21 protein-coding genes and 1 pseudogene are annotated in these 23,625 nt (G+C 43.0%); 19 read left to right on the forward strand and 3 right to left on the reverse strand.

Annotated features, from left to right (window positions below):
- Nucleotides 1-12 precede the first annotated feature (12 nt).
- A complete protein-coding gene (locus NMM13_RS04200; RefSeq protein WP_129268668.1) occupies nt 13-771 on the forward strand; it encodes an ABC transporter ATP-binding protein in 759 nt (252 codons plus the stop codon).
- Entirely contained in the window at nt 772-2,757 is a 1,986-nt protein-coding gene (locus NMM13_RS04205; protein ID WP_254727950.1) for an ABC transporter permease, read from the forward strand.
- Nucleotides 2,758-3,124: 367 nt separating this feature from the next.
- Here the strand turns inward: NMM13_RS04205 and NMM13_RS04210 are convergent, their stop codons facing one another.
- The gene (locus NMM13_RS04210) at nt 3,125-3,388 is read right to left on the reverse strand and encodes a SemiSWEET family transporter (protein ID WP_006596747.1); all 264 of its coding nucleotides are present in this window, start codon (nt 3,386-3,388) and stop codon (nt 3,125-3,127) included.
- 288 nt (nt 3,389-3,676) lie between these two features.
- On the opposite strand from NMM13_RS04210, the gene NMM13_RS04215 reads away from it, so the two are divergent.
- The 15 genes and pseudogenes from NMM13_RS04215 to NMM13_RS04285 all read left to right on the forward strand — a co-directional run bounded on the left by NMM13_RS04215 (nt 3,677) and on the right by NMM13_RS04285 (nt 18,407).
- Nucleotides 3,677-3,934, forward strand: a complete 258-nt coding sequence (locus NMM13_RS04215) for a SemiSWEET family transporter (protein ID WP_003006102.1) — start codon at nt 3,677-3,679, stop codon at nt 3,932-3,934.
- 107 nt (nt 3,935-4,041) lie between these two features.
- Nucleotides 4,042-4,419, forward strand: a complete 378-nt coding sequence (locus NMM13_RS04220; RefSeq protein WP_254727948.1) for a YbgA family protein — start codon at nt 4,042-4,044, stop codon at nt 4,417-4,419.
- Nucleotides 4,420-4,785 (forward strand): TIGR02328 family protein, encoded by a 366-nt coding sequence (locus NMM13_RS04225; protein ID WP_254727946.1) that lies wholly within the window; start codon nt 4,420-4,422, stop codon nt 4,783-4,785.
- A gap of 126 nt (nt 4,786-4,911) precedes the next feature.
- Nucleotides 4,912-7,905 carry a type I restriction endonuclease subunit R gene (locus NMM13_RS04230; RefSeq protein WP_254727944.1) on the forward strand — a complete coding sequence of 998 codons (2,994 nt, stop codon included), beginning with the start codon at nt 4,912-4,914 and terminating at the stop codon, nt 7,903-7,905.
- 14 nt (nt 7,906-7,919) lie between these two features.
- Nucleotides 7,920-8,888, forward strand: a complete 969-nt coding sequence (locus tag NMM13_RS04235; RefSeq protein WP_254727942.1) for a nucleoid-associated protein — start codon at nt 7,920-7,922, stop codon at nt 8,886-8,888.
- Complete coding sequence (locus NMM13_RS04240; RefSeq protein WP_254727940.1) at nt 8,878-10,167, forward strand: hypothetical protein; 1,290 nt, start codon at nt 8,878-8,880, stop codon at nt 10,165-10,167. The genes NMM13_RS04235 and NMM13_RS04240 overlap by 11 nt, the downstream gene beginning before the upstream one ends.
- Nucleotides 10,167-11,405 carry a restriction endonuclease subunit S gene (locus tag NMM13_RS10125; protein ID WP_254727939.1) on the forward strand — a complete coding sequence of 413 codons (1,239 nt, stop codon included), beginning with the start codon at nt 10,167-10,169 and terminating at the stop codon, nt 11,403-11,405. Before NMM13_RS04240 ends, NMM13_RS10125 begins: the two co-directional genes overlap by 1 nt.
- A 165-nt stretch (nt 11,406-11,570) precedes the next feature.
- Nucleotides 11,571-11,936 carry a type II toxin-antitoxin system RelE/ParE family toxin gene (locus NMM13_RS04250; RefSeq protein ID WP_254727937.1) on the forward strand — a complete coding sequence of 122 codons (366 nt, stop codon included), beginning with the start codon at nt 11,571-11,573 and terminating at the stop codon, nt 11,934-11,936.
- On the forward strand, nt 11,926-12,219 hold the full coding sequence (locus NMM13_RS04255; protein ID WP_021144391.1) for a helix-turn-helix domain-containing protein: 294 nt from the start codon (nt 11,926-11,928) through the stop codon (nt 12,217-12,219). Before NMM13_RS04250 ends, NMM13_RS04255 begins: the two co-directional genes overlap by 11 nt.
- 21 nt (nt 12,220-12,240) lie before the next feature.
- The gene (locus NMM13_RS04260; RefSeq protein WP_254727935.1) at nt 12,241-13,842 is read left to right on the forward strand and encodes a type I restriction-modification system subunit M; all 1,602 of its coding nucleotides are present in this window, start codon (nt 12,241-12,243) and stop codon (nt 13,840-13,842) included.
- A 115-nt stretch (nt 13,843-13,957) separates the two neighbouring features.
- Nucleotides 13,958-14,893 carry an Rpn family recombination-promoting nuclease/putative transposase gene (locus NMM13_RS04265; RefSeq protein WP_254727933.1) on the forward strand — a complete coding sequence of 312 codons (936 nt, stop codon included), beginning with the start codon at nt 13,958-13,960 and terminating at the stop codon, nt 14,891-14,893.
- A gap of 2 nt (nt 14,894-14,895) precedes the next feature.
- Nucleotides 14,896-15,132: pseudogene (locus tag NMM13_RS04270) on the forward strand (hypothetical protein); the annotation flags it as partial.
- 156 nt (nt 15,133-15,288) lie between these two features.
- Nucleotides 15,289-16,212 (forward strand): L-lactate dehydrogenase, encoded by a 924-nt coding sequence (locus NMM13_RS04275; protein ID WP_254727931.1) that lies wholly within the window; start codon nt 15,289-15,291, stop codon nt 16,210-16,212.
- Nucleotides 16,213-16,480: 268 nt separating this feature from the next.
- Nucleotides 16,481-17,551 carry an Rpn family recombination-promoting nuclease/putative transposase gene (locus NMM13_RS04280; protein ID WP_254727929.1) on the forward strand — a complete coding sequence of 357 codons (1,071 nt, stop codon included), beginning with the start codon at nt 16,481-16,483 and terminating at the stop codon, nt 17,549-17,551.
- Between the two features lie 316 nt (nt 17,552-17,867).
- Entirely contained in the window at nt 17,868-18,407 is a 540-nt protein-coding gene (locus NMM13_RS04285; protein WP_254727928.1) for an NADPH-dependent FMN reductase, read from the forward strand.
- Nucleotides 18,408-18,437: 30 nt separating this feature from the next.
- On the opposite strand, the gene NMM13_RS04290 is transcribed toward NMM13_RS04285, so the two are convergent.
- Both NMM13_RS04290 and NMM13_RS04295 read right to left on the reverse strand, forming a co-directional pair.
- Nucleotides 18,438-19,133: a VIT family protein gene (locus NMM13_RS04290; protein ID WP_254727926.1), complete on the reverse strand. Its 696-nt coding sequence runs from the start codon at nt 19,131-19,133 to the stop codon at nt 18,438-18,440.
- Nucleotides 19,134-19,691: 558 nt separating this feature from the next.
- A complete protein-coding gene (locus NMM13_RS04295) occupies nt 19,692-21,086 on the reverse strand; it encodes an MFS transporter (RefSeq protein ID WP_254727924.1) in 1,395 nt (464 codons plus the stop codon).
- Between the two features lie 330 nt (nt 21,087-21,416).
- Here NMM13_RS04295 and NMM13_RS04300 point away from each other — a divergent pair, with 330 nt between their 5' ends.
- Nucleotides 21,417-22,709 (forward strand): PTS transporter subunit EIIC, encoded by a 1,293-nt coding sequence (locus NMM13_RS04300; protein ID WP_201089387.1) that lies wholly within the window; start codon nt 21,417-21,419, stop codon nt 22,707-22,709.
- Nucleotides 22,696-23,553 (forward strand): alpha/beta hydrolase, encoded by an 858-nt coding sequence (locus tag NMM13_RS04305; protein WP_251458062.1) that lies wholly within the window; start codon nt 22,696-22,698, stop codon nt 23,551-23,553. Before NMM13_RS04300 ends, NMM13_RS04305 begins: the two co-directional genes overlap by 14 nt.
- Nucleotides 23,554-23,625: the final 72 nt, after the last annotated feature.

The following is a 23,625-nucleotide window of genomic DNA, read 5'->3' on the forward strand; positions in this document are numbered from 1 at the left end:
AAGGAGAAAAGTATGTCATTGCTAGACGTTCAACATATCAAAAAAATCTACAAAACCCGCTTTCAAGGGACGCAAGTCGAAGCCCTAAAAGATATTCACTTCACCGTGGAAAAAGGCGAATACGTCGCCATCATGGGGGAATCAGGATCCGGGAAATCGACCCTTCTCAATATCCTAGCCATGCTGGACCAGCCGACGGAAGGGCGGGTTTACCTAAATAATATAGACACCTCAACCATCAAGAACAAGGACGCTTCGAGCTTCCGTCGCGAAAAGTTAGGCTTTGTCTTTCAAGACTTCAACCTGCTGGATACCTTGTCCGTCAAGGACAATATCCTTCTCCCTCTAGTTCTCTCACGCAGACCGGTTAAGGAAATGATGAGTAAGGTGGATAGCGTGAGTCGGGAATTGGGCATTCATCAGCTTCTAGAGAAATATCCCTACGAAATCTCTGGTGGGCAAAAACAACGGGTGGCTGTAGCACGGGCCATCATCACCTCACCTGAAATCCTTCTTGCCGATGAGCCAACAGGGGCGCTGGATTCCAAGTCTTCGGCTGCGTTGCTCGATGTCTTTGAAGATATCAATAGCATGGGGCAAACCATCCTCATGGTGACCCACTCAACTGCAGCGGCTGCTCGGGCCAAGCGCGTGCTCTTTATCAAGGACGGAATTCTCTACAACCAGATCTTCCGCGGGGAAAAAACAGAGCGTCAGATGTTCCAAGAAATCTCGGATACCCTGACGGTCATGGCAAGTGAGGTGGAGTAGATGTTTCGATTAACTACTAAATTAGCTTGCTCCAATCTCATCAAGAATCGCAAGCTCTATTATCCCTTTGCGATTGCGGTCATTCTCGCAGTGACCATCGCCTATCTCTTTGACTCCTTGACCTTTAATCCCAACATTTCTAAGCTTCGAGGGGGATCTCCCATACTCTTCACCCTTGGATTGGGACTGTTCGTGGTAAATGTTGCGGGGGCTATCATCGTGCTCTATGCCAATAGCTTTGTCATGAAAAACCGCTCCAAGGAGTTGGGAATTTACAGTATGCTAGGCCTTGAGAAACGCCATCTCATCAGCATGATTTTCAAAGAACTCTTTATTTTTGGTTTTGTGACTATCTCAAGCGGTGTCTTGATCGGAGCCCTCTTTGATAAGCTGATCTTTGCCTTTCTCTTGAAACTGATGAAGATGAAGGTCCAGCTGGTATCTACCTTCCAACCTGGAATTGTGATTGCAGTCTTTGTCACCTTTGGTCTCATCTTTGCCCTTTTGGTCCTTCTCAACGCTTGGCGCATTCTCCGTTTGAATGCCCTGCAATTGACGCGTGAGAAGGCTAGTGGCGAAAAGAAAGCCCGCTTCTTGTGGCCCCAAACCATCCTGGGCTTAGCCTCTCTCGGTTTTGGCTACTACCTGGCTTTGTCTGTCAAAGACCCCATGTCTGCGATTTTGATCTTCTTTCTAGCCGTTGTCTTGGTTATGATCGGGACCTACCTGCTCTTTAATGCTGGGATCACCGTCTTCTTGCACCTGCTTAAGAAAAAGAAGAGTTATTATTACCAACCCAACAACATGATCTCGGTTTCTAACCTCATCTATCGCATGAAGAAAAATGCAGTGGGGCTTGCGACCATTGCCATCCTCTCGACCATGGTGCTGGTGACGATCTCTGCTGCCACCAACATCTATGTCGGTGGCGAAATGATCAAGAAAATCATGAATCCACATGATTTCTCCATTCAAGGAAAAGGGGTGGACCTGGAGCAAATCAACCAGAAGTTTGATGAATTTGCTTCTGAGCATCATCTTGAGATCAAAAATCGTGACCTGGTGAACTATGCCACCTTTGGGGTCGAATCACAAAAGGGCACAGACTTCACGGTCTATCCTGATGATGAACACGATGTCAGACCGCGGACAGTTTTTCTGGTCTTTGATGCAGCTAGCTATGAGCAAATGACCGGAGAACACGTTGATCTGGCCGGCAACCAAGTCGTTCTCTTTGCCCATAACCAGGCTCTGACAGGGCAGAAACAGTTCACCATCAATGGGCAAGGCTTCCAAGTCAAGGAAGAAGTGACCAAGGATTTTATCACTGATCATGTCCCAAACATGTTTAACATGCTGACGGAGGATTTCAATTACCTGATCGTACCTGACCTTTCAGCCTTTGTTGCCAAGTTTCCGAACCTTGCTGTCGTTACCCAAATCTATGGTGGTTTCAATGTCAATGTTGACGAAGACCAGCAACTTAAGCTGGCAGCTAGCTATGACAAGATGATCGATGAATTGAGCAGCCAACAGGGCCAAGGAACATTTGTCTATGGAGGCAATCGAGCATATAATGTGAGAGAAATGAATAGCCTCTTTGGTGGCATCTTCTTTATCGGTATTTTCTTGTCATTGATCTTTATGGTCGGAACAGTCATCGTTATCTACTACAAGCAAATCTCAGAAGGCTATGAAGACCGTGATCGATTCGTCATCCTCCAACAGGTGGGGCTCGATGAAAACGAGGTCAAACGGACCATCAACCGTCAAGTGCGGACCGTCTTCTTCCTTCCCCTCATCTTTGCCTTTGTCCACCTGGCCTTTGCCTACCATATGATTCGCCTGATCCTCAAAGCTCTTGGCGTGATTAATAGTGGCCAAGTCCTCATCGTCACCCTCAGCGTCTGTGCTGTCTTTCTCATCACCTACCTAATCGTCTTTTGGATCACCTCTCGGAGTTATCGCAAGATTGTGCAGATTTAGGAAAAGAAACTCAAATTAAATTAGAAACTTTCCTTAGGTGAGTACGGACGTCAGCGAACTTCGAAGAAGTTCCATGACTAATTATTGAGCCTAAGGTCTCAATAATTCCGAGTGCCTGAAACATAATTATTTCAGGCACTTTTCTCACAGCGGAAAGTTTCAATATACTCTAATAATAATCAGATATTATTTGGATATTTTTGCACAATAATCCAGCATAGGTTATTCAAAGAAAAGAATTGTCAATTTTTTTAGCTTGCTCATAGCGGGCTTTTTTGTACGAAAACCGACTGCGATTGTTTTTGTTTTTCAAAGGGATACACAAAAAAGACTGAACCCGTAGAGTTCAGTCTTTGTTCACTTTCTATTAAAGTGATGTAAGGAAAGTCAATCCCCCTAGGATGACACCTGCCGAATTCGGAATGATCAAAATCCAGTCTTTTTTAGGTTCCTTTGTCCAACCATAAATGACCCAGATCAAGCAAGAAATAGCAGCTGACAAGGGTTGGAAAGGTTGGGCCTTATTTCCCTGTAAATTAGCAATAATTTGTGGGATGTAGGCAATGAAAACGATAATCCCAATAAAGGCACCGATCGAGCCAACGATTTTGTTGATTTTTTGTTTATTCATAAAATTTTACCTCTGTGTATTAAAATAGCATAAGTAGGAAGAAAATGCAATTAATTTGCATGCTATGCAAGATGAAAATGATTACATTCGCACAAAATTAGACAATGTGTCAAAAAAATGGCAACTAGAGAGAAGACTCTCTCGAAAAGAAATCCATCTTCCTGCAAAATCACAAGATTGTGACACTTTACAGTTCGGTAACATTTGAAAAAAAGACTTGAATTTGTAAAGGACAAAAGGTAGAATAGTGCATACTTTAAAAAAAGAAAAGGAAATGGTAGTTTCAAAATGAATGAAAAACAAATGAAAATTCTTGGTTGGGTTGCGACCTTTATGTCTGTTATGATGTATGTGTCTTACTTCCCACAAATCATGGATAACCTCGCAGGTCACAAAGGGAACTTTGTTCAACCCCTTGTCGCAGCCATCAACTGTAGCCTTTGGGTTTACTACGGACTCTTCAAAAAAGAACGCGATATTCCACTTGCTGCAGCCAATGCACCAGGGATCATCTTTGGTTTGATCACAGCCATCACAGCCTTGTAATTAATTAAAAAAGCTGGACAAAAGTCTGGCTTCTTTTTTTATGACTTCACTCATTTCCATGGTATAATGGGAGGACTATTCATAGAGAAGATCAAAAGGAGACACGAGTGGATCAAAAACATCACTGTCAGGTCCTATGGGCGAAAAATAAATACCTGGTGCTCAGTCGTTCGAGTAATATCTACAAGGAAATCCGGGAGTACCTCAAGCAAGACCAGGTAGAGGTCAGCCACGTCGAGGACCTAATCCAGCAAGCGCTAGCCCTGCCGGAAAATCGTGGCCAAGTCTCCAATGCCTTTCAGCATATTTGGGGCTATTTCAAAAAGCAGGCGACTGCAGAGGAAAAGGCGGACTTTATGTTGCTACTTGAGAAGTACCAGCATGGCCAAGCTAGCCAAGAGGATCTGATCGAGGGGATCCAGATGCTCCTTGAGCGCTACCCTAATCGCTACTTACAAGACTCGACGCTACTAGGAGGGCAATAGATGAGACTCTGGCACCAAGACTTGATTAGCAAACTCCCTCGTCCCCAGCTCCTGGGTCAACACCGGGAATGCTGCGCCCTTCGAGGCAATGGCTGGGGCAAGAAGCACGCGACGGTCAACTATGTCTTTGACTACTCGCCCTATCGCCTCTATGCCTATCACCGCCTGATCATGAAGGAGATGACGGCTCGTGGCTACAAGGTCAGCCCAGAGTGGTGGGAGCCGACCTACCGAGGCAAGACCTGCCCAGCCTATCCAGAGCTGGAAGAGGAAGCCTTGAACACCCCCATCTATCCCGAGCATCAGGACACTTACCTCCAAGAATGCTTAGACAATCTAACAGAAAAAGGGATCCAACTAGACTAAGAAAGAACGAACCAGACCAGGTTCGTTTTTTTGCCCGAAAAACCAACAAAATGCTTTGAAAGCGTTAATTTCTTTCCTAAACATGCTATAATAATAGGAGATTATGCACAGGAAAAGGATAGACGGATGAAGGCAGTAGCAACTCCAGAACTTGAGATTGAAAGACAGTTGATCCAGCAGTTGACAACAGGAGAGAGTCAGTGGACCTATCGAGAGGATCTCAAGAATGAAGACCAGTTGTGGGACAATTTCTTTGACAAGCTGGCGCAAAACAATGTCGCCGTGTTGGCGGACCATCCCTTGACCAACCAAGAAAAGCGCCAGATCAAGAACCAGCTCAACTTTGTCAGCTATTATGAAGCGGCCAAGTGGCTAGCTGGTGAAAATGGCATCGCCAAGGTTGAAGTCCAACGTGAGGATGCCAGTCTAGGGACCATCCGCTTAGCTGTCATCTGGCGGGACAATATCGCAGCTGGTAAGTCGAGCTATGAAGTGGTCAACCAAGTCGAACGCGACAAGGCCTATCCGCTAGACCAAGATCGACGACTCGATACGACCCTTCTGATCAATGGCCTGCCCCTCATCCATATCGAACTCAAGAGTCCACGAGTGGCCTTTCTAGATGCCTTTCATCAGATCAAGAAGTACGACCGAGAAGGCAAGTTCCGTGGTATTTACTCGAGCTTACAGATGTTTGTCGTGACCAATAAGGTAGACACACGCTATATCGCTGCAGCGAGGGAAAGCAAGCTAAACAAGCAGTTCCTGACCAAGTGGGTGGACAAGGACAACCAGCCCATGATCGATCTCAACAGCTTTGCTCATGAGGTTCTCTCCATCCCTCGGGCCCACCAGATGGTCATGCAGTACTCGGTCATCGACGATAGCAAGAAAGCCCTCATCCTCCTGCGTCCCTACCAGATCCATGCCATCGAAGCTGTGCAGGAAGCCTCTCGCCGCCAAGAGTCGGGCTATATCTGGCATACGACCGGATCAGGCAAGACCCTGACCTCTTACAAGGTGGCGCGCAATCTCTTGCAGATCCCAGCGATCCAAAAGACCATCTTTGTCGTCGACCGCAGAGATCTGGACCAGCAGACGACCTCGTCCTTCCTCTCTTATGCGGCCAATGATGTCATCGACATCGACGAGACGGACAATACCCATGAACTGGTCAAGCGCCTAGGGGGCAATGACAAGCGCGTGGTGGTCACGACCATCCAGAAAATCACGACCATGATGCGCAAGTTTGAAGAAGGGAAGTACCAGCGAGATGCGGGGAAGATCAAGGACCTGCGCGTGGCCTTTGTCGTCGATGAGTGCCACCGGGCGGTCACCCCACAGACGCAAAAAGAGATCAAGGCCTACTTCAAGAACTCTCTCTGGTATGGCTTTACAGGGACTCCGATCTTTAAGGAAAACAAACGCAAGCAAGTGGGTGACCTGGCTCAGACCACCCACCAACAGTATGGCGATCGCCTACATGAATACACGGTCAAGGAAGCCATCCATGATGGAGCGGTTCTGGGCTTTAAGGTTGACTACCGCAACACCATCATCTCGGATATCCTAGAAGAAGAAATTCCAGACCAGGCCTATGAGGACAAGGAGCACATGCTAGAGGTCCTCGATGCCATCCTCAATAAGAGCCAGCAACAGCTCAATATCCCTAAAGGGGTCGGAAAGAGTTATGAAGCTATCTTGACAGTCAAGTCCATCCCACGATCACAGGCCTATTATAATCTGCTCAAAAGCATTCTCGCTGGCAAGGAGCGAGTCAAAGTCTCCGAGCGGGTTAAACGCCATTTACCAGATTTTCCAAAATTCACCATCACCTACTCAGTGTCTGAAAATGAGGAAGAGTCTATCGGCTACCAAGACCACATGAAGCAGGTCATGGAGGACTACAACCAAGAGTTTGGTACACATTTTAGCCTAGCGGATCTGCGAGGCTTTAACACCGATGTCAACAATCGCCTGGCTAGAAAGCAGGACAAGTATCTCTACCGCAATGAGCAGTTGGATTTGGTTATCGTGGTTGACCGTCTCTTGACCGGCTTTGATGCTCCTTGTCTTTCTACGCTCTTTATCGATCGCAAGCCTATGCGTCCACAGGACTTGATCCAGGCCTTTAGCCGGACCAATCGGATCTTTGATGACAGGAAGCACTTCGGCCATATCATCACCTTCCAGCGTCCTCAAGCCTTTAAGGAAGCTGTCGACAATGCCCTCAAGCTCTACTCCAATGGAGGAGAAAATGAGGTCCTGGCACCAAGCTGGGAAGAAGAGAAGCGCAACTTCTTAAAAGCCTGGGCAGAGTTTAAAGACCAAGTCACAGACTTCGAAGAAGAAGGAGTCGCCCTCGAGCAGGCTCCAACAGCCCAGCTCCGCAAGGTCGCTAAAGCCTATCAGGTCTTTGACAAGTACCAAGCCTCGATCCGCGTCTATTCAGAGTACGATAAGGAAGAGATCTATCGGGAAACAGGCCTCAGTGACAGTCGGCTCGAAGCCTATCTGGGCCTCTATCAAAATATCCTGGCGGAGATCAAGAGCAGGGATCCAGAAGTGGACAGCCAAGATGAGCTAGACATCCACTATGAGCTGGAGTCTGTCCAAGTCGATGAGATCAACTATGCCTATATCCTGATGCTGATCCAGAGTATGATTCAGCAGGAGGAAAATGAGGAGCAGACCCTGAGTGACAAGGATATCGCAACTGTAGATAGCTATATCGAGAGCCTGAACCGGACCAATCCAAGCCTAGCGGAGATCATCCAAAATCTCTGGATCCAAGTACAAGAAGAGCCCGAACGCTACCGAGGACGATCTATCACTGGTGTCTTGGACCAGATGATCGAATCCGTCATCGATAGCCATATCGTAAGCTTCGCCAAACACTGGTATATCGGAGCCGACGAGCTACGCTACTATATTCAACACTATCGCAAAGGCGCCAAAAAACAAGCCGGCGAAAGCCAGCTGACCAAGAGCCAACGCTACAAAGACTACAAGGCAGAAGTAGCAGACGCCCTCAACCCACTCAGCTACAAAAAACAAATCAAAGAAGCCTATACCCAACTGATCGAAGAGGTGATTGAACCACTGAGAGTGGGGAGATAGGAGAAAGGAATTAAATGAAAAAGAAAGTTGCTGTATATGAAATAACCGATGAAATCACTGAAATAGAACTTGATAACAATAAAATTACAAATATTGATGAGATATTCAGAACAATTATTGATAACCATTCGAGTCATGTTTCGGTAATCGCAGAAGTTACAGAGGAGAGAGAAAGTATTTTGAAAGAATTCGAACAATCTCCTGAGGATTTTGATATTAATTTATTTCCTGAAAAGTTGTTAGAGTCTGAGAGGAGCTCTAGTACAAATTCTAGAAAGAAAAGTATTAGATCAGGCTTTCTTTTTATTAAAGAATCTGACGATAGTTTGTTACTATTAAAATTAGAAAAAACTTCTGTAGCTGATACAGAGACATTTAAATTAGTAGCTCAGTTGGGGACAGAAAAAACCTACTATAAAGCCTGTATTGCAAGGAAAGATTTGTCAACAATTGAAGTTATAGATAAAAATAGGAAAGTTGCTAGTTATTGGATGAGTGATTTTCTAGGTTTACAGGAAGTTAGAAATAGTAGAGTTAATTCTTTAGAACTTATTAAATTAGTTGAAGATGAGGAATTATTTTCAACTCAAATTAAAGAAAAACAGAATTTTTCAGATATCGTTTCTGAAACAAAAGGTTATATCTTCGATCATAATTTATTTGATAAATCAGAGTTAATTGATTATTTGAATTATAAAGAATTGATTGATATTCCTACTGATGTTGGAAATTATGAGGATGAATTTTTTTCAATAGAGGCCAAACAGCTAGATGCTAACTTTACTATTGACTCAAAAGTATTACGTGATAAGTATAAAGATGAGATTAGAGTCTCTAGTGACACAGTTATTAAAACTGATAATTTTGAAAAATTGAAAAGACGAAGACAAATTAAAATTGAAGATAACAAAATAATTCTAACTGTATCTGAGGATTTCATAAATGAAGTTAGATCAAAAATAGGTAATATAAATGCAGAATAATTCTTGGAACGGAACTTCATATGAAATAGTGGATGACGAAAGTAATCGTGATTTAATTGAATTTTTGCAATATAATAATGTTGAACTTGAGGAAGAAAAAGGTAAGTATATATTATATCAAAATAATAAGACGATATTTAATTTAAATGATTACATTGAAACAAAGACACATTTCACAGATATTGAAGACTATTTTTCCGATATTGATTTTTCAGAAAAGATTGATTATATCTATCGTGACAATCATAACTGGAAAAGCGAAGAAATTGATGTTAAGGATGAAATGGAAAAATATAATAATGTTGTCAAGTCTAACATTATTAATAGAGACATTAAAAATTTTTCTGTAAATTTATTGAGAAAAGTTGAAAATCCATCTCAAAAAATTTTGCATTTAAACAGAATTTTCATCTTATTATTCTTATCTACAAATACTGAAATAAAAATCTTAGAGGATGGCTTTATATTTGATTTTAGAATTAGCGAAGATAGGATTTCGATTTCAGAAAGATATGCTTTCTCAGAAGTTAATATTAACGATATAGATTTGTTGAATAGTGTCTATGATTGGGTTATTAATGATACAGGTTACTATAATACTTATAAGCAACGATTAGATATTGTAAGAAGTATTATCGTTAAAAATGGAACCTTTAGAATAAATGAAGACATTGTTAATAAAGCAGAAAGTATTTTTAAACGTATTATCAGTCAGGAAACAGATAAATATTTTGAAGAAGTTTCTAATCTGAAAAATGACTTTCTAAAAATTACAGAAAGGGAAAATGACATTTATCAATCCTTACATTTAAAATTAATGGGGTGGATGACTGCTCTGTCTTTACTGATTTTTGATAAAATTAAAGATTATGATGGAGCGGATGTTATAAGTAGATTACTTAATTCGAGTTCGGAAAAGACACAACTATTATTAGTTTTACTAGTTTGTGCTCTTTTGGTTATTTTAATAATTTATATTTTAGAAATGTGGAAAAACCAAGACGAATATTTGAAATTAAAGGATTTTTATACAAAGAGTCTTATGTTTAACGGAGACGATTTTAAAAATAAAGTTAAGTTTCCAATTATAGATGATAGATATGTAGTATTAATTTTAGTGGTTGGCCTGATATTGATTTTAAGAATATTTTTCTTAAGAGATGACTTTATTAAAATTTTAGTAGTCCTACCATTTATTTATATAGTTTATATAATATTACGGGCAAAAGATATAGTTGGAAATTCTTGTATAAAACTAAATAAAAAGGAAAAGAGTTAGTGAATAAAAAAACACATATTCCAGAAATTAGATTTAAAAATTATCGTGATAAATGGGAGGAAAAGACGTTAAAAGATTTATCTAATTCAATAGAGTATGGTTTAAATTCTTCAGCAACGTACTATGATGGCGTTCATAAATATATTCGTATCACTGATATTGATGATAATTCACGAAAATTTATTTCTGAAAAAGTAACATCGCCAGATATAGAATTTACACCTGAATTAGAGAATTTTAAATTACAAAAGAACGATTTGCTTTTTGCTAGAACTGGAGCAAGTGTAGGAAAAACATATTTATATGAAGAAAAAGATGGTGAAATGTATTATGCTGGTTTTCTGATTCGTGCTCGAATTAAAGAGGATGTTTCAGCAGATTTTATATTTCAGCAAACTTTAACTGAAAAATACAAGCAATTCATTGCTATTGCTTCACAGCGATCTGGGCAGCCTGGAGTAAATGGAAAAGAATATGGTGATTGGAAACTTAGTGCTCCAAGTTTTCAGGAGCAATCCGCCATCGGTTCCCTCTTCCGTACTCTCGATGACCTTTTGGCGAGTTACCAAGGCAATCTTGCAAACTACCAATCTCTCAAGGCGACCATGCTATCCAAGATGTTTCCTAAAGCTGGACAGACGGTACCTGAGATTCGTTTGGATGGATTTGAAGGTGAGTGGGAGCTTCTTGAAATTAATGATTTAGCTGATGACTTTCAAAGTGGTGGCACTCCAAAAACAAATGTTCAGGAATATTGGGATGGGGATATTCCTTGGATTCAATCATCTGACTTAGAGACAAATTGTCTATTTGAAATTAAAGTTCAAAAAAGTATTTCTGAGAAAGGTTTAAAAAATTCATCAGCCAAAATAATACCAAAGGATTCAATTGCGGTTGTTACGAGAGTTGGAGTTGGGAAGTTAGCAGTGATGCGTCATGAATACGCAACAAGTCAGGATTTTTTATCACTCTCAAATCTTAAATCAAATATAGAATTCACAGCATATTTACTTTATAGATTACTTCAAAAGGAGGTTACTCAACTTCAAGGAACATCAATAAAGGGTATTACTAAAGTGGAATTACTATCGAAAAAAGTACTTATACCATCTCTTTCTGAACAACAAGCCATCGGTGCCTACTTTTCTAACCTCGATAGCCTCATCTCTGCTCACCAAGAAAAAATTTCGCAGCTAGAAACTCTCAAAAAGAAACTCTTACAAGATATGTTTATCTAACCTTCAAAAATAATCCTTATCAGTAACCAAATGCACAGCATTTTTAGAATAGTATAAGTGAGTCCCTTTGATCTTTTCAAAGGGTGCTCCTTAGTATTTAATAACTTAAAAGTATTTACTTTTAATAACTTTAGAGTTATAATAAATTCGAAAAGGGGTTGCTTTGTGCACGCTATTTATTTTTATAAGGACAAACAAGGGAATCAACCGGTCCTGGACTACATGAGGGAGCTAGCTCGTCGCGATAATAAGGACAGCCGGATCAAACTGAACAAGCTTAACGACTACATCGAGCTTTTGAGCCAGCATGGAAAACGTGCTGGCCAACCCTACATCAAGCATCTGGATGCGGAGATCTGGGAGTTGAGACCCTTGCGAGATCGGATTTTATTCGTGGCTTGGCTGGATGGGAGCTTTGTCTTACTGCATCATTTTGTCAAAAAGACGCAAAAGACACCTAGACGAGAGATTGAGAAAGCCATGCGGGAGTTGCAAGATTTGAAGGAAAGAGGGCTAAGTGATGAAGAATAGTGCCATCGGCAGCAATTGGAAAGATGTGAGAGCAGAGCTCTTCACCAAGGAAGAAATTCTGGAAAGTGATCTGCGGGTCGCGATTATGACAGAGCTGATCGAGGCTCGTCATGAAAAGGGAATTAGCCAAAAGAAACTAGAAGAACTCAGTGGGGTCAGCCAACCGGTCATTGCTCGGATGGAGACAGGCAAGACCAGTCCTCAATTGGACACGGTCTTGAAAGTCTTAGCCAGTCTGGGCAAGACCCTCGCTGTCGTCCCACTAGAACAAGAAAAGGTCTAAAAGAAATCAGAAAGAATAACTATGGAAACAACACAAACCTCCCAGTCGCTCTACCAAGCCCTGTGGAACTCAGCGGATGTGCTCCGCTCTAAGATGGATGCCAATGACTACAAGTCTTACCTTTTGGGGATGATCTGTTACAAGTATCTCTCAGATAAGTTGCTCTTCTTCGTGGCGGAGACCATGGAGGAGGAGACAGAGAGCTTAGATGAAGCCTTGGCGCTTTACCGATCCTACTATGAGGATCCAGCCTCTCAAGAGGAGCTGATCTCCGTCGTCAACGATGAACTCAATTATTTCATCAAGCCTGACTTGACCTTTACAGCCTTGGTGGACCGGGTCAATGAAGGGACATTCCAGCTGGAAGATCTGGCTCAGGGCTTCCGAGATATCGAGCAAAGTGACGACCTCTATGAGAATCTCTTTGAGGACATTGATCTTTACTCCAAGAAGCTAGGGGCCACTCCTCAAAAGCAAAACCAGCTAGTGGCTGCCGTTATGAAAGAATTGGCAGTGCTGGATGTAGCAGGTCATGCAGGAGATATGCTTGGGGATGCTTACGAGTACTTAATCGGTCAGTTTGCGACTGACTCGGGTAAGAAAGCTGGTGAGTTCTATACACCTCAGCCTGTAGCCAAGCTCATGACCCAGATTGCCTTTTTAGGGCGTGAAGACGAGCAGGGCTTTACCCTCTACGATGCCACCATGGGATCGGGCTCCCTCTTGCTCAATGCCAAGAAGTATTCTCACCAGCCTCAAACCGTCCAGTACTTTGGTCAGGAGCTCAATACCTCTACCTATAACCTGGCTCGGATGAACATGATCCTACACGGGGTTCCGGTGGAAAACCAGTTCTTGCACAATGCCGATACGTTGGACGAAGACTGGCCTACCCAAGAGCCGACCAACTTTGATGGGGTCCTTATGAACCCTCCGTACTCAGCTAAGTGGTCTGCAAGCTCTGGCTTCCTCCAAGATCCTCGCTTCTCCCCATTTGGTAAGCTCGCGCCTCAATCCAAGGCAGACTTTGCATTTCTCTTGCACGGTTATTACCACCTCAAGCAGGACAAGGGTGTCATGGCCATCGTCCTTCCTCATGGAGTCCTTTTCCGTGGTAATGCTGAAGGAACCATTCGCAAGGCCTTGCTGGAAGAAGGCGCCATTGATACCGTGATTGGTCTTCCTGCCAATATCTTCTTCAATACCAGCATCCCAACAACGGTCATCATTCTCAAAAAGAACCGGACCAATCGGGACGTCTACTTTATCGATGCTTCTAAGGAATTTGACAAGGGCAAGAACCAGAACATTATGACGGATGCCCATATCGAGAAGATCCTTAAGGCTTATAAGAGCAGAGAGGATATGGATAAGTTTGCCCATCTGGCTAGCTTTGAGGAGATCGTCGAGAATGACTACAACCTCAATATCCCACGCTATGTGGACACCTTTGAGGAAGAAGAAGTGGAGCCACTGACAGAGATCCTGGCTAAGATCAACCAAACCAATGCCACTATTGAAACCCAAACTGCTTCTCTTCTAGACATGCTCAGCCAGCTTCATGGAACGACACCAGAAGCTGATGCCGAACTCAAGAAATTTGTCCAAGAGTTTAAGGGTTAGGGTGTGAGAAGATAGGGATTAGGTAAAGGGTACATTATTCGCTATTTCCCAAATTTTTTTCGAATAATAGAAGTAGAGGGACCTTCCCTCTATTTTTTATCGAAAAGGAGCAGGGATGCAAAAAAGACACGCGCATGTATCGCCGACCTTGGATATCATGGCCAAGAAGATTTTTAGTTTGCCGGAGGTGACGGCAGCATTTATTCGGGACATTTTGGAGCTAGATGTAGCGGACGCTCAGATTGTGGAAGGAAGCCAGCCCTACAGCATGGCCTATGAGGAGGATGACTTGTTCTCCACTGCGGTGGATGTGAGGGCCAAGCTCCATGACGGGACCGAGGTGATCATCGAGATCCAGATTCGCAAGCAGCAGTATTTCTTGAATCGGTTCCACTATTATTTGGCCAATCAGCTGGTGGAGAATGTGCAAAAACTGCGCCAGCAAGGTCAGACGCATAAGATGTATGAGCAGATGGAGCCCGTCTATGGGATTGCGATTTTGGAGAAGTCGCTCTTGCTAGACGAAGAGGCCGCCATCAATAAATACTGGCTGACCAATAGCCGGTCCGGCAAGCAACTTAAGGCCTATTATAAAAATGGCAAGCACCAAAATCTTCTGCAGGTTGCCTTTTTAGAGCTAGACAAGTATAATAAAGATGAGAACCTGACAGATGCAGGCAGACAATGGTTGGAGTTTTTTGGGAATCTTCCCTTTACAAAAGCTCCCAGTCAGGCTGTGGCTCATGCAGATTCATTATTAGATTCATCTAGCTGGACCAAGGAGGAGAAGACCATGATAGACGAGCGAATTCGTATTCAAGAAAATTATGATATGACCCTGGAGACGGCGATTGATGAAGCGCGTGAAGAAGGTTTAGTACAAGGGCTGGAACAAGGCTTAGAAAAAGGCTTGGAACAAGGTTTGGAACAAGGCCTGGAACAAGGTCGTAAACAGTTGGTATGCGAGATGATCTCACGAGGAATGTCGCCTGATCTTATATCGGAGATGACGGGTTTGTCCATTGAAGAGATCAAATCTATGTTAGCGTAAGATCTAGCTGGACCAAGGAGGAGAAGACCATGATAGACGAGCGGATTCGTATTCAAGAAAATTATGATATGACTATGGAGACAGCCATAGACGAAGCACGAGAAGAAGGTTTAGTACAAGGGCTGGAAGAAGGTCGTAAACAGTTGGTATGCGAGATGGTCTCACGAGGAATGTCGCCTGAGTTGATCTCGGATATGACGGGCTTAACCATTGAAGAAATTGAGGCTCTTCTTTCCTAAGTCGTTAACGGAGGCACCGCCTCTTCTCTTTTTTGAAAAAAACTTGAAAAATTTTCCCAACTTTTTCAATCTACCTTTCTAGAATTGTGGTAGAATAGAGTCAACAAAGAGCTATCCTCACCAACAGTGTGATCGATACTAGAAAAGAGGATTCTGATGACAAGAAAAATTGGTATTATTGGTTTGGGGCATGTGGGTGCGACCTTGGCCCACAGCATGATTTTGAAACACACCTGTGATCACTTGGTCTTGATTGATACCAATGAGAAAAAGGTCAAGGCAGATGCCTTGGATTTCTGTGATACAGTTGCTAATACGGGGTATCCGGTTCATATCACGGTCAATGACTACGCGGCTTTAAAAGATGCGGATGTCGTGGTGTCGACTCTTGGAAATATCGAGTTACAGGCTAATAACACAGATGACCGTTTTGCGGAGCTTCCTTTTACTAGCAAGCAAGTGGTGCAAGTAGCGCGTGATTTGAAGGATTCTGGCTTTAGTGGGGTCTTATTGGTAGTGACCAATCCGGTCGATGCCGTCACTCAACTCTATCAACAATATACCGGCCTTCCAAAAGAGCAGGTGATTGGGACAGGGACCTTGCTGGATACAGCTCGGATGAAGCGCGCAGTCGCCGATCGTTTGCAGGTTTCTCCTGCTAGTGTATCAGGCTATAACCTTGGTGAGCATGGAAATTCTCAATTTGTTGCTTGGAGTCAGGTCCGTGTCAAAGGACACGCCATTACCGATCTCTTCTCTCAAGAAGAGCTGGATGCCATTAACTACGAGTCCTTGCGTGGTGGTCATACTGTCTTTTTTGGTAAATTCTATACCAACTTTGGGATTGCTGCAGCAGCCCAACGCTTAGCAGAAGCTGTGATCAATGATAGCCACGAGGAAATGCCGGTGTCTAACTATCGTCCAGAATATGGAACTTATCTTGGCTATCCAGCGATTGTAGGTCGAAAAGGAATTATCGAACGATTGGACTTGCATTTGACAAAAGAAGAAAAAGAAAAATTACTCCATTCAGCCGAAACCATCAAGGAAAACACACGAAAAGGGCTGGAGCATGCATAAAAGAGAGGAGGCTGGGACAAAAGTCCTAGCCTCTCAATTAATTTTGGATTGTCGAGCAAGACGCAGTGGTTGAGTGGGCTCTACTACGCTGATTTCATCAGCTTTTACAGCCCTACTCAACTATGCGGGTGTGGGAAGATTGAAAAGGTTTGGGGAACCTTTTCAACTTTTTTTATTTTACGGAGTTCTTTCCCACTCCCTTTTTTCTGCAATTTTTTCGAATGGTATAAGTGAGGGGATTCCCTATACGAAATCATCGGAGGTTGCTATGAAGAAACGACACGAGTATGTATCGCCCACCTTGGATTTAATGGCAAAAAAGATTTTTAGTCTGCCGGATGTGACAGCCAAATTCATCCGCGAAGTATTGGATCTGCCAGTAGAGTCCGTTGAGATTTTAGAAGGAGACCAGATCCATGAGCAGGGGTTTTTAGGAGATCTTCCTTTTGAAACTTCCGTTGATGTGAGAGCAAGGCTAGATAGCGGGCTTGAAGTGATCATTGAGATTCAAGTTTTGAAGCAAGAGTATTTCTTGAATCGTTTCCACTATTATTTAGCCAATCAACTGGTAGAAAATGTCCAACGCAAGCGAAAGAAAGGAGCGACCCATTCTATGTACCAGGAGCTGGAGCCGGTCTATGGGATCGCTATCCTGGAGCGAAGTATTTTTCCTCATTTAGATTCACCCGTCAATGTCTATGAAATGCGTCATACGGTAGATGGGACACCTCTTTATAGCTCTCGAAAGGATGGAGTAGCGCACAATATGTTAAAGGTTGCCTTTTTAGAGTTGGATAAGTATAATGAAAGTAGAGATACGGAGTTGAATGCTCACTGGAGACAATGGCTTGAATTTTTTGGCAATCGCCCATTCAGTCATCAACCAGACCAAGTGATCGAGCAGGCAGAATCACTCCTGATCCCATCAAACTGGACAAGGGAGGAAAAAGAAATGATTGATGAACGGATTCGTATCAGAGAAAATTGGGAAATGAGCATGGATACCTTTCGGAAAGAACAACTGGAAGCCGGATTTCAGAAAGGGTTGAAAAAAGGTCTTGAACAGGGACTCGAACAAGGTCTCGAACAAGGTCTTGAACAGGGACTCGAACAGGGACTCGAGCGTGGTCTTGAACAAGGTCTCGAGCGTGGTCTTGAACAGGGATTGGAACAAGGCAGACAAGAAGGCATGGAGTTGGGAGTTCAAGCTGGTCAGCAGTCTCTGATTCAAAAACTATCTTTGAAGGGGATGAGTATCGAGATGATTGCTGAAATGACGGATTTATCCAGCGAATCCATCAAAAAAATGTTGGCTACGGATTCGTCTGACGAGGAGTAGTAGCGTGAACAGAATTTTGGGAACAATGAAACTTCGAGAATTACCTTGCTGAGAAAAAAGTAGTTCTAAAATGGATTGTAAAGATCGTCAGGAGTTCGTTATTTTTGGATCTTGATCCTCTACAGATTTATACGGTTATGATTTATTGAAGGTTGGAAACTTTTATCCAACCTTTTTTTCTCACTCCTCTTGCCCCTCCCTTAGTGAAATGGAATAAAAGTTTAAAATGTCCGAGTTGTAACCCTTGACATTACATTATGATCGTGTATAATAGCTATTGTAACAAAAAATCTTACAACAGAAAGAGGAAACAACTATGAAAAACATTTTATTTATCGTCGGATCTCTTCGTCAAGGATCTTTTAACCACCAAATGGCTAAGAAAGCAGAAAGCCTTCTGGAAGGAAAAGCAACGGTGACTTACTTGGACTACAAGGACATTCCAATGATGAACCAAGATTTGGAAACACCAACCCTGCCTGCTGTGCAGGCAGCGCGTGATGCGGTTCTTGCTGCGGATGCCATCTGGATCTTCTCGCCAGTCTATAACTTTGCTATTCCAGGTGTAGTGAAAAACCTGATCGACTGGCTGAGCCGTGCCCTTGACCTGTCAGAAACTCGTGGTCCATCTGCCCTTCAAGATAAGATCGTAACGGTTTCTTCAGTAGCCAATGCCGGACACGAACCAATGTTTGCGGCATACCAAGCGCTTTTGCCATTCGTTCGAACTCAAGTAGTTGGAGAGTTCACTGGAACAACCGTAAACCCAGAAGCCTGGGGAACAGGCGAATTAATCTTGACAGATGAAGCGGTCGCAGGACTGAAAAAACAAGCACAAGATCTATTAGAAGCATAAGAAAAAGCTGAGACAAAATTCTCAGCTTTTTTAGATACTAAAGAGTTGTCCGAAGAAGTAAGTCACACCCATGGTGAGAAGTCCAATGATGAGGTTGCGAAGCATGGCTGGCTTGGTTGGTGCTTTTCCCAGTTTTGCACTGGTATAGCCAGTGAAGATCAAGGATAGTCCAACAACGAAGACTGTCACCGGAATGCGATAGGCAGCTGGAAAGAGAATGATAGAGAGCATTGGAGGAAGGGAACCAACCGAAAAAGCAAGGAAGCTAGATGCAGCAGCATGCCAAGGATTGGTAAACTCCTCGTATTCAATACCATATTTCTCTTCGACCAGGGCTTTGAGGGGATGTTTCAGAAAGGCTCGTTCTGTCAAAATCTTTGCGGAAGTTTCGCATTCTCCATTTTGAAGATAAGCGTGGTAGAGAGATTCTCTCGCTAACTTGGGATCGCGATCCAACAAGGCTTGTTCGCGGTTCACAGCGGCTTCTTCCGTGTCTTTTTGTGTGGAAACAGAGACATACTCACCGCCCGCCATCGAAAAGGCACCTGCCAGAATCGCCGATAAGCCAGATAGGAAAATGATCCAGATGTTTGGTGTAGCACTGGCTACCCCAATCACCACCCCAGCAATAGAAATAATCCCATCATTGGCCCCGAGAACAGCGGCTCTCAAGATATTCAATCGATCGCTAAATGATTCATCTACTCCATGTTTCATTTCAGTCATACAATGTCTCCTTTATCTTATTTAGAATGATTATAAATAAAATACAAAAAGAAAGCAAGGATTTTAACTCAAATGATAAAAGTTCGACAATTTAATGAAATTTAAGTTATAATCTTTGGCATTGCAAGCAAAAAAGAAAGAATAGGGCATACGCCTATTCTAGCAAGGTTTATTTAGCGGAAGTGACTTTACCTTTGAAGATCCTGATGGCATTGTCACACGGGTCAGAAAAGGATAATAAAAAGGGAATGGGAAAGAACTCCTAAAATTAAAAAGTTTGAAAAGGTTCCCCAAACCTTTTCAATTTTCCCTCCCCCGCATAGCTTCAACAGTCTGGGAGACTGTTGAAGGTTGTAGATAAAGGAAACTTTGTTTCCATCATTAGGTCTTCTTTGGAGCTTAATCAAGCGAACAAATACTTAGGAAACTTGCTTCGCAAGTCCTATCTACCACCTCAAAGCAGTGCTTTGAGCAATCAACCACTGCGTCATACAGTTATTTCTATCAAAGATCGAAGGTTGGACAGTTTTTTGCCCAACCCTTTTTTAATGAGATAAATTAGTTGGTTTCATTTTCTTTTCCGACAACCCAAAATAAGAGAAGGAGTTGGAAGATGCCTAAGGCAAATAGGACCATAAAACCGTTGCGACTTCCTTTAGCAGTGGCTTGGGTGAAGTCCATCTTTTGATTAGCTTGGCTCATGGCAACGATCAAGGAAGCCAGGGTTGTTCCGACAGCGCCTGCAAATTGTTGCAGGGTGTTAAAGATCGCGTTCGCATCGGGTTGCTCTTCCAGAGAGAGTTGTTTTTGTCCGTTGGTCATGATATTGCCAAAGGCAAGTCCCATACCGGTCATGAAGATCATGTAAAAGATGAGAATCAAGCCATTTGTCAGCTTCAGGGCAAAAAGGGTGAAGTGGAAATGGGCTAGAAGGATTAAAGCAGCTCCAAGGAGAATCGGTTTGCGGGCGCCTAGTTTATCTAGAATGAGACCGGAGAAAGGAGCAAAGCCAGCTCCGATGATGGCTCCTGGAAGCAGCATCAAAGCTGCAAGTGTGGTGTTAGAGTGGTTGACCAACTGGATATAATTGGGCAAGAGGAAACTCATGGCCAGAGAACCTAGTTGGAAAGTGAAAAAGGCAAGAACATGGCCAGTGAGGAGATGGTTCTTTAAGATGGAAAGGTTGATAATGGGAGTCTCCAACTGATTGGACCGCCAGACTAAGAGAACCAGTCCCAAGATTCCGATCATCAGCCAGCCAAGGACAGAAAAACTAAAGAAAGCATGGTCAGAGAGACCGTGAATGCCTAGAATCAAGCCTAAAAATGAAGCAATAATGGCGAGAAGGCTCATGATATCAAGCGTTTCCCGCTTGACTGTACTGATTTGCTCAATGGAGCGAAGCCCTGCAACCAGTGAAGCCAAAAGGATCGGGAATTGCACTAAAAAGATGGACCGCCAACCGAAGTTAGCCGTCAAGAGACCACCGACAGTAGGTCCAATAGCGGGAGCGATAGCTGTAATCAGGGTCCCCACTCCCATCATGAGACCGATCTTGCGTTTTGGGACCTGCTCTAAAATGATATTAAACATCAGAGGAAGAGCAAAACCAACCCCCATTCCTTGAACCAATCGACCCAAAACCACAAAGCCAAAACTTGGAGCTAGAAAGTCAATGAGAACACCTAAAACAGACAGGAGATTTCCAACTAAAAAGATGGACTTCATTTTGAAGGAGCGTTTGAGGTAGGCAGATAAGGGGACTACACAGGCAACCACTAGAAGATAGATGGTGGTGACCCACTGAACGGTTGCGGTATTGATTTCAAATTCCTTCATCAATATTGGGAAGGTGATATTCATGGCAGTTTCTCCAGCCACCCCGCAAAAGGAAAGGATCCCTGTCGCAAAAATAGCGTATAGGACCTTGGCTGAAATTTTTTCTTGTGACATCGGTGTCTGATTCCTCCTAAATCTTCCTAAAGATATGGACTATGGTATAAAATCGGATGAAAATCCATGGGAACGATTTGATTTTCCGTCAGCTCCAATCGCTAGGAGCATAGCAAGACCAACGGTAACCCGATCCATCGTTTTGTTAGCTAACAAATAGTATAGAGGAAATGAAGACCCCTGTCAAAGAATTTTTGAAAAATTTTGAAAATTTTAAAAGTGTTCTCAAAAGTTGGAGCGTCTCCAAACAGAAGAGATCACTCGCCAGTATGATATAATAAGAAGAAAGTAAGCAACATGAACAAATCACTAAACACGAATGGGGGCGCCATGACCAAGTATTTAGTCCAGAAATTTTTCTGGTTACGAGAAAAAAGTTTGATTCAAATTTCCCAGAAAACGTTGGTTTCCTTATTTCCCTTTTTCCTATTTTCAGGTATTATTCGGGTGATCGCTCTATCGGTCTTCTCCGATCGAGGCTATATCCATCAGCTCTTTTCGATGGATAGTTGGTTGCCATGGGATCAGGCAATTAGCCAAGTCCTCATTAATTTTTCCAATTTTTTAGGAGGTCTAGCTGGGCCTTTAGTGACCTACTTCGCTGGAAAATATACAGCTGGGCACTATGGTAGAAGTACAGGGACAGCTGGAGTGACAGCTCTTTTGGTCAGTCTAATAGTGGGGTCTCAGGAATTGTTGGTGGGACCCCTCCATGACGGGCAACTGACGCGTATCACCTTACCTGCGACGACCAATATCGTCTTAGCGATTTTTTTAGGCTATCTAATTGGGCAGATCTTTCGTCTATCCAAGGCCAGTGACGACCAGATTGTAGACAAGGATTTCATCTATCAACCCAAGACGGTGCGTCCCATTTTCTTATCCTTAGTTCTAGGGGTCAGCCTCAATCTTCTTTTGGTTCTTGGGAACCAATTTAATATTTTTCAGACTATCCAACAGTTCTTGGCTTCTCTCACTGTAAGCAGCCATCATCTCCTGTCGACCTTTGCTATGGGATTATTTAGTGGCCTGTCTGCTTGGGTCGGCAACAGTCAAGCCTTTGCCTTGAACTCAATTGCGGATGATAGTTTTGCCCTGGAAAATCTGACCTACGCTGTGACGCATCATACGACGACAGGAATTCCTCATCTCTATACCTTGACCAATTTGTACCGCAGTTTTGGCATGGTGGCGGGAGTTGGTGCTGTCCTAGCACTTTTGGTTGCAATCTTATTGGTTTCACGAAGTCAAAAGGACAAGAAAGTCAGCCTCCTCAGTCTCTTTCCAAGTCTCTTTAACAATGGTGCTCCATTCATGGTCGGAATCCCGGTCCTTCTCAATCTGCTTTATGTGATTCCCTTTTTATTGATCCCCTTGGTGAATATGGGAATTGCAGCAGTGGCTTTGTGCTTCAAACTGATGCCAGCGGCTGTCTATCCAGTGCCAGATGGGACTCCTAGCCTTCTCTATGCCTTTATTGGAACGGGAGGAAGTCTGAGAGCCTTAGCTGTGAGTCTCCTTTGTTTTGCCGTCGATGTGCTCCTTTATCTACCATTTGTCCGTATGGGAAATCGTATTCGAAAAGATTTAAAAGTGAAAGGAGAAAGCGATGAAGCAATCTAAAAAAACAGCCATCGTCCTTACTTTGGTCAGTCTTTTCTTGATCGCTTTAGCCATTCCTTCTTATAGCTGGACTCGGACCAATGTTTCAAAAATTGAGAAATTTTATAATTCAAAATTGTCTCCCATCATCATGATTCCAGGAAGTTCCGCAACAGAGAATCGCTTTGATGGCTTGGTGACCAAGCTCAACCAAGACCGCCAAGGAACCAAACACAGCCTGCTCAAGGTCAAAGTTTGGAATGATGGGCATATCACCTATAGTGGAAGTATGGATGCCAAGGACAATGAGCCGGTAATTGTAGTTGGTTTTGAAAATAACAAAGATGGCTATAGCAACATTAAAAAGCAAGCCAAACTATTCAATCAAGCCTTCGAAGCCCTTCAAGAAAAATATAATTTTAATAATTTTAAGGGCTTGGGTCATTCCAATGGTGGCTTGATTTATACAGCCTTTATTGAAAATTATCTGGGAGATTATGATATCGATCTCAAGACCCTTATGACCATCGGAACTCCCTATAATTTCACGGAGACCAATATCAAGAATAAATCTGAGATGTTGGCCGATTTTATCAAGGGAAAAGAAGCCATCCCCAATACACTTCATATGTATTCAGTAGCAGGGACCATCACCTATGATTCAGATGAGTTGGTCCCAGATACCAGTGTTTCTGCTGGGAAATATATCTACCAAAACCAAGCAGCTAGCTACACGGAGATTACAGTGACGGGGGAAGATGCTCAGCACTCGGACCTTCCAACCAATGATGAGGTGGTTGCCTTGGTGAAAGAGCATATTGAAAGTCAAACGGATCGTAGAAAGAATCCGAATAAAGAAAACTAAGTGTGAAGAAGGGATTCCTTCCTCACTCTTTTTTTAGTATAATAAAGTTTAGTATGAAAATAGGGGAGAGTA

The sequence above is a fragment of the Streptococcus sp. CF8_St5-11 genome, from assembly GCF_024295625.1.
GTDB lineage: Bacteria > Bacillota > Bacilli > Lactobacillales > Streptococcaceae > Streptococcus.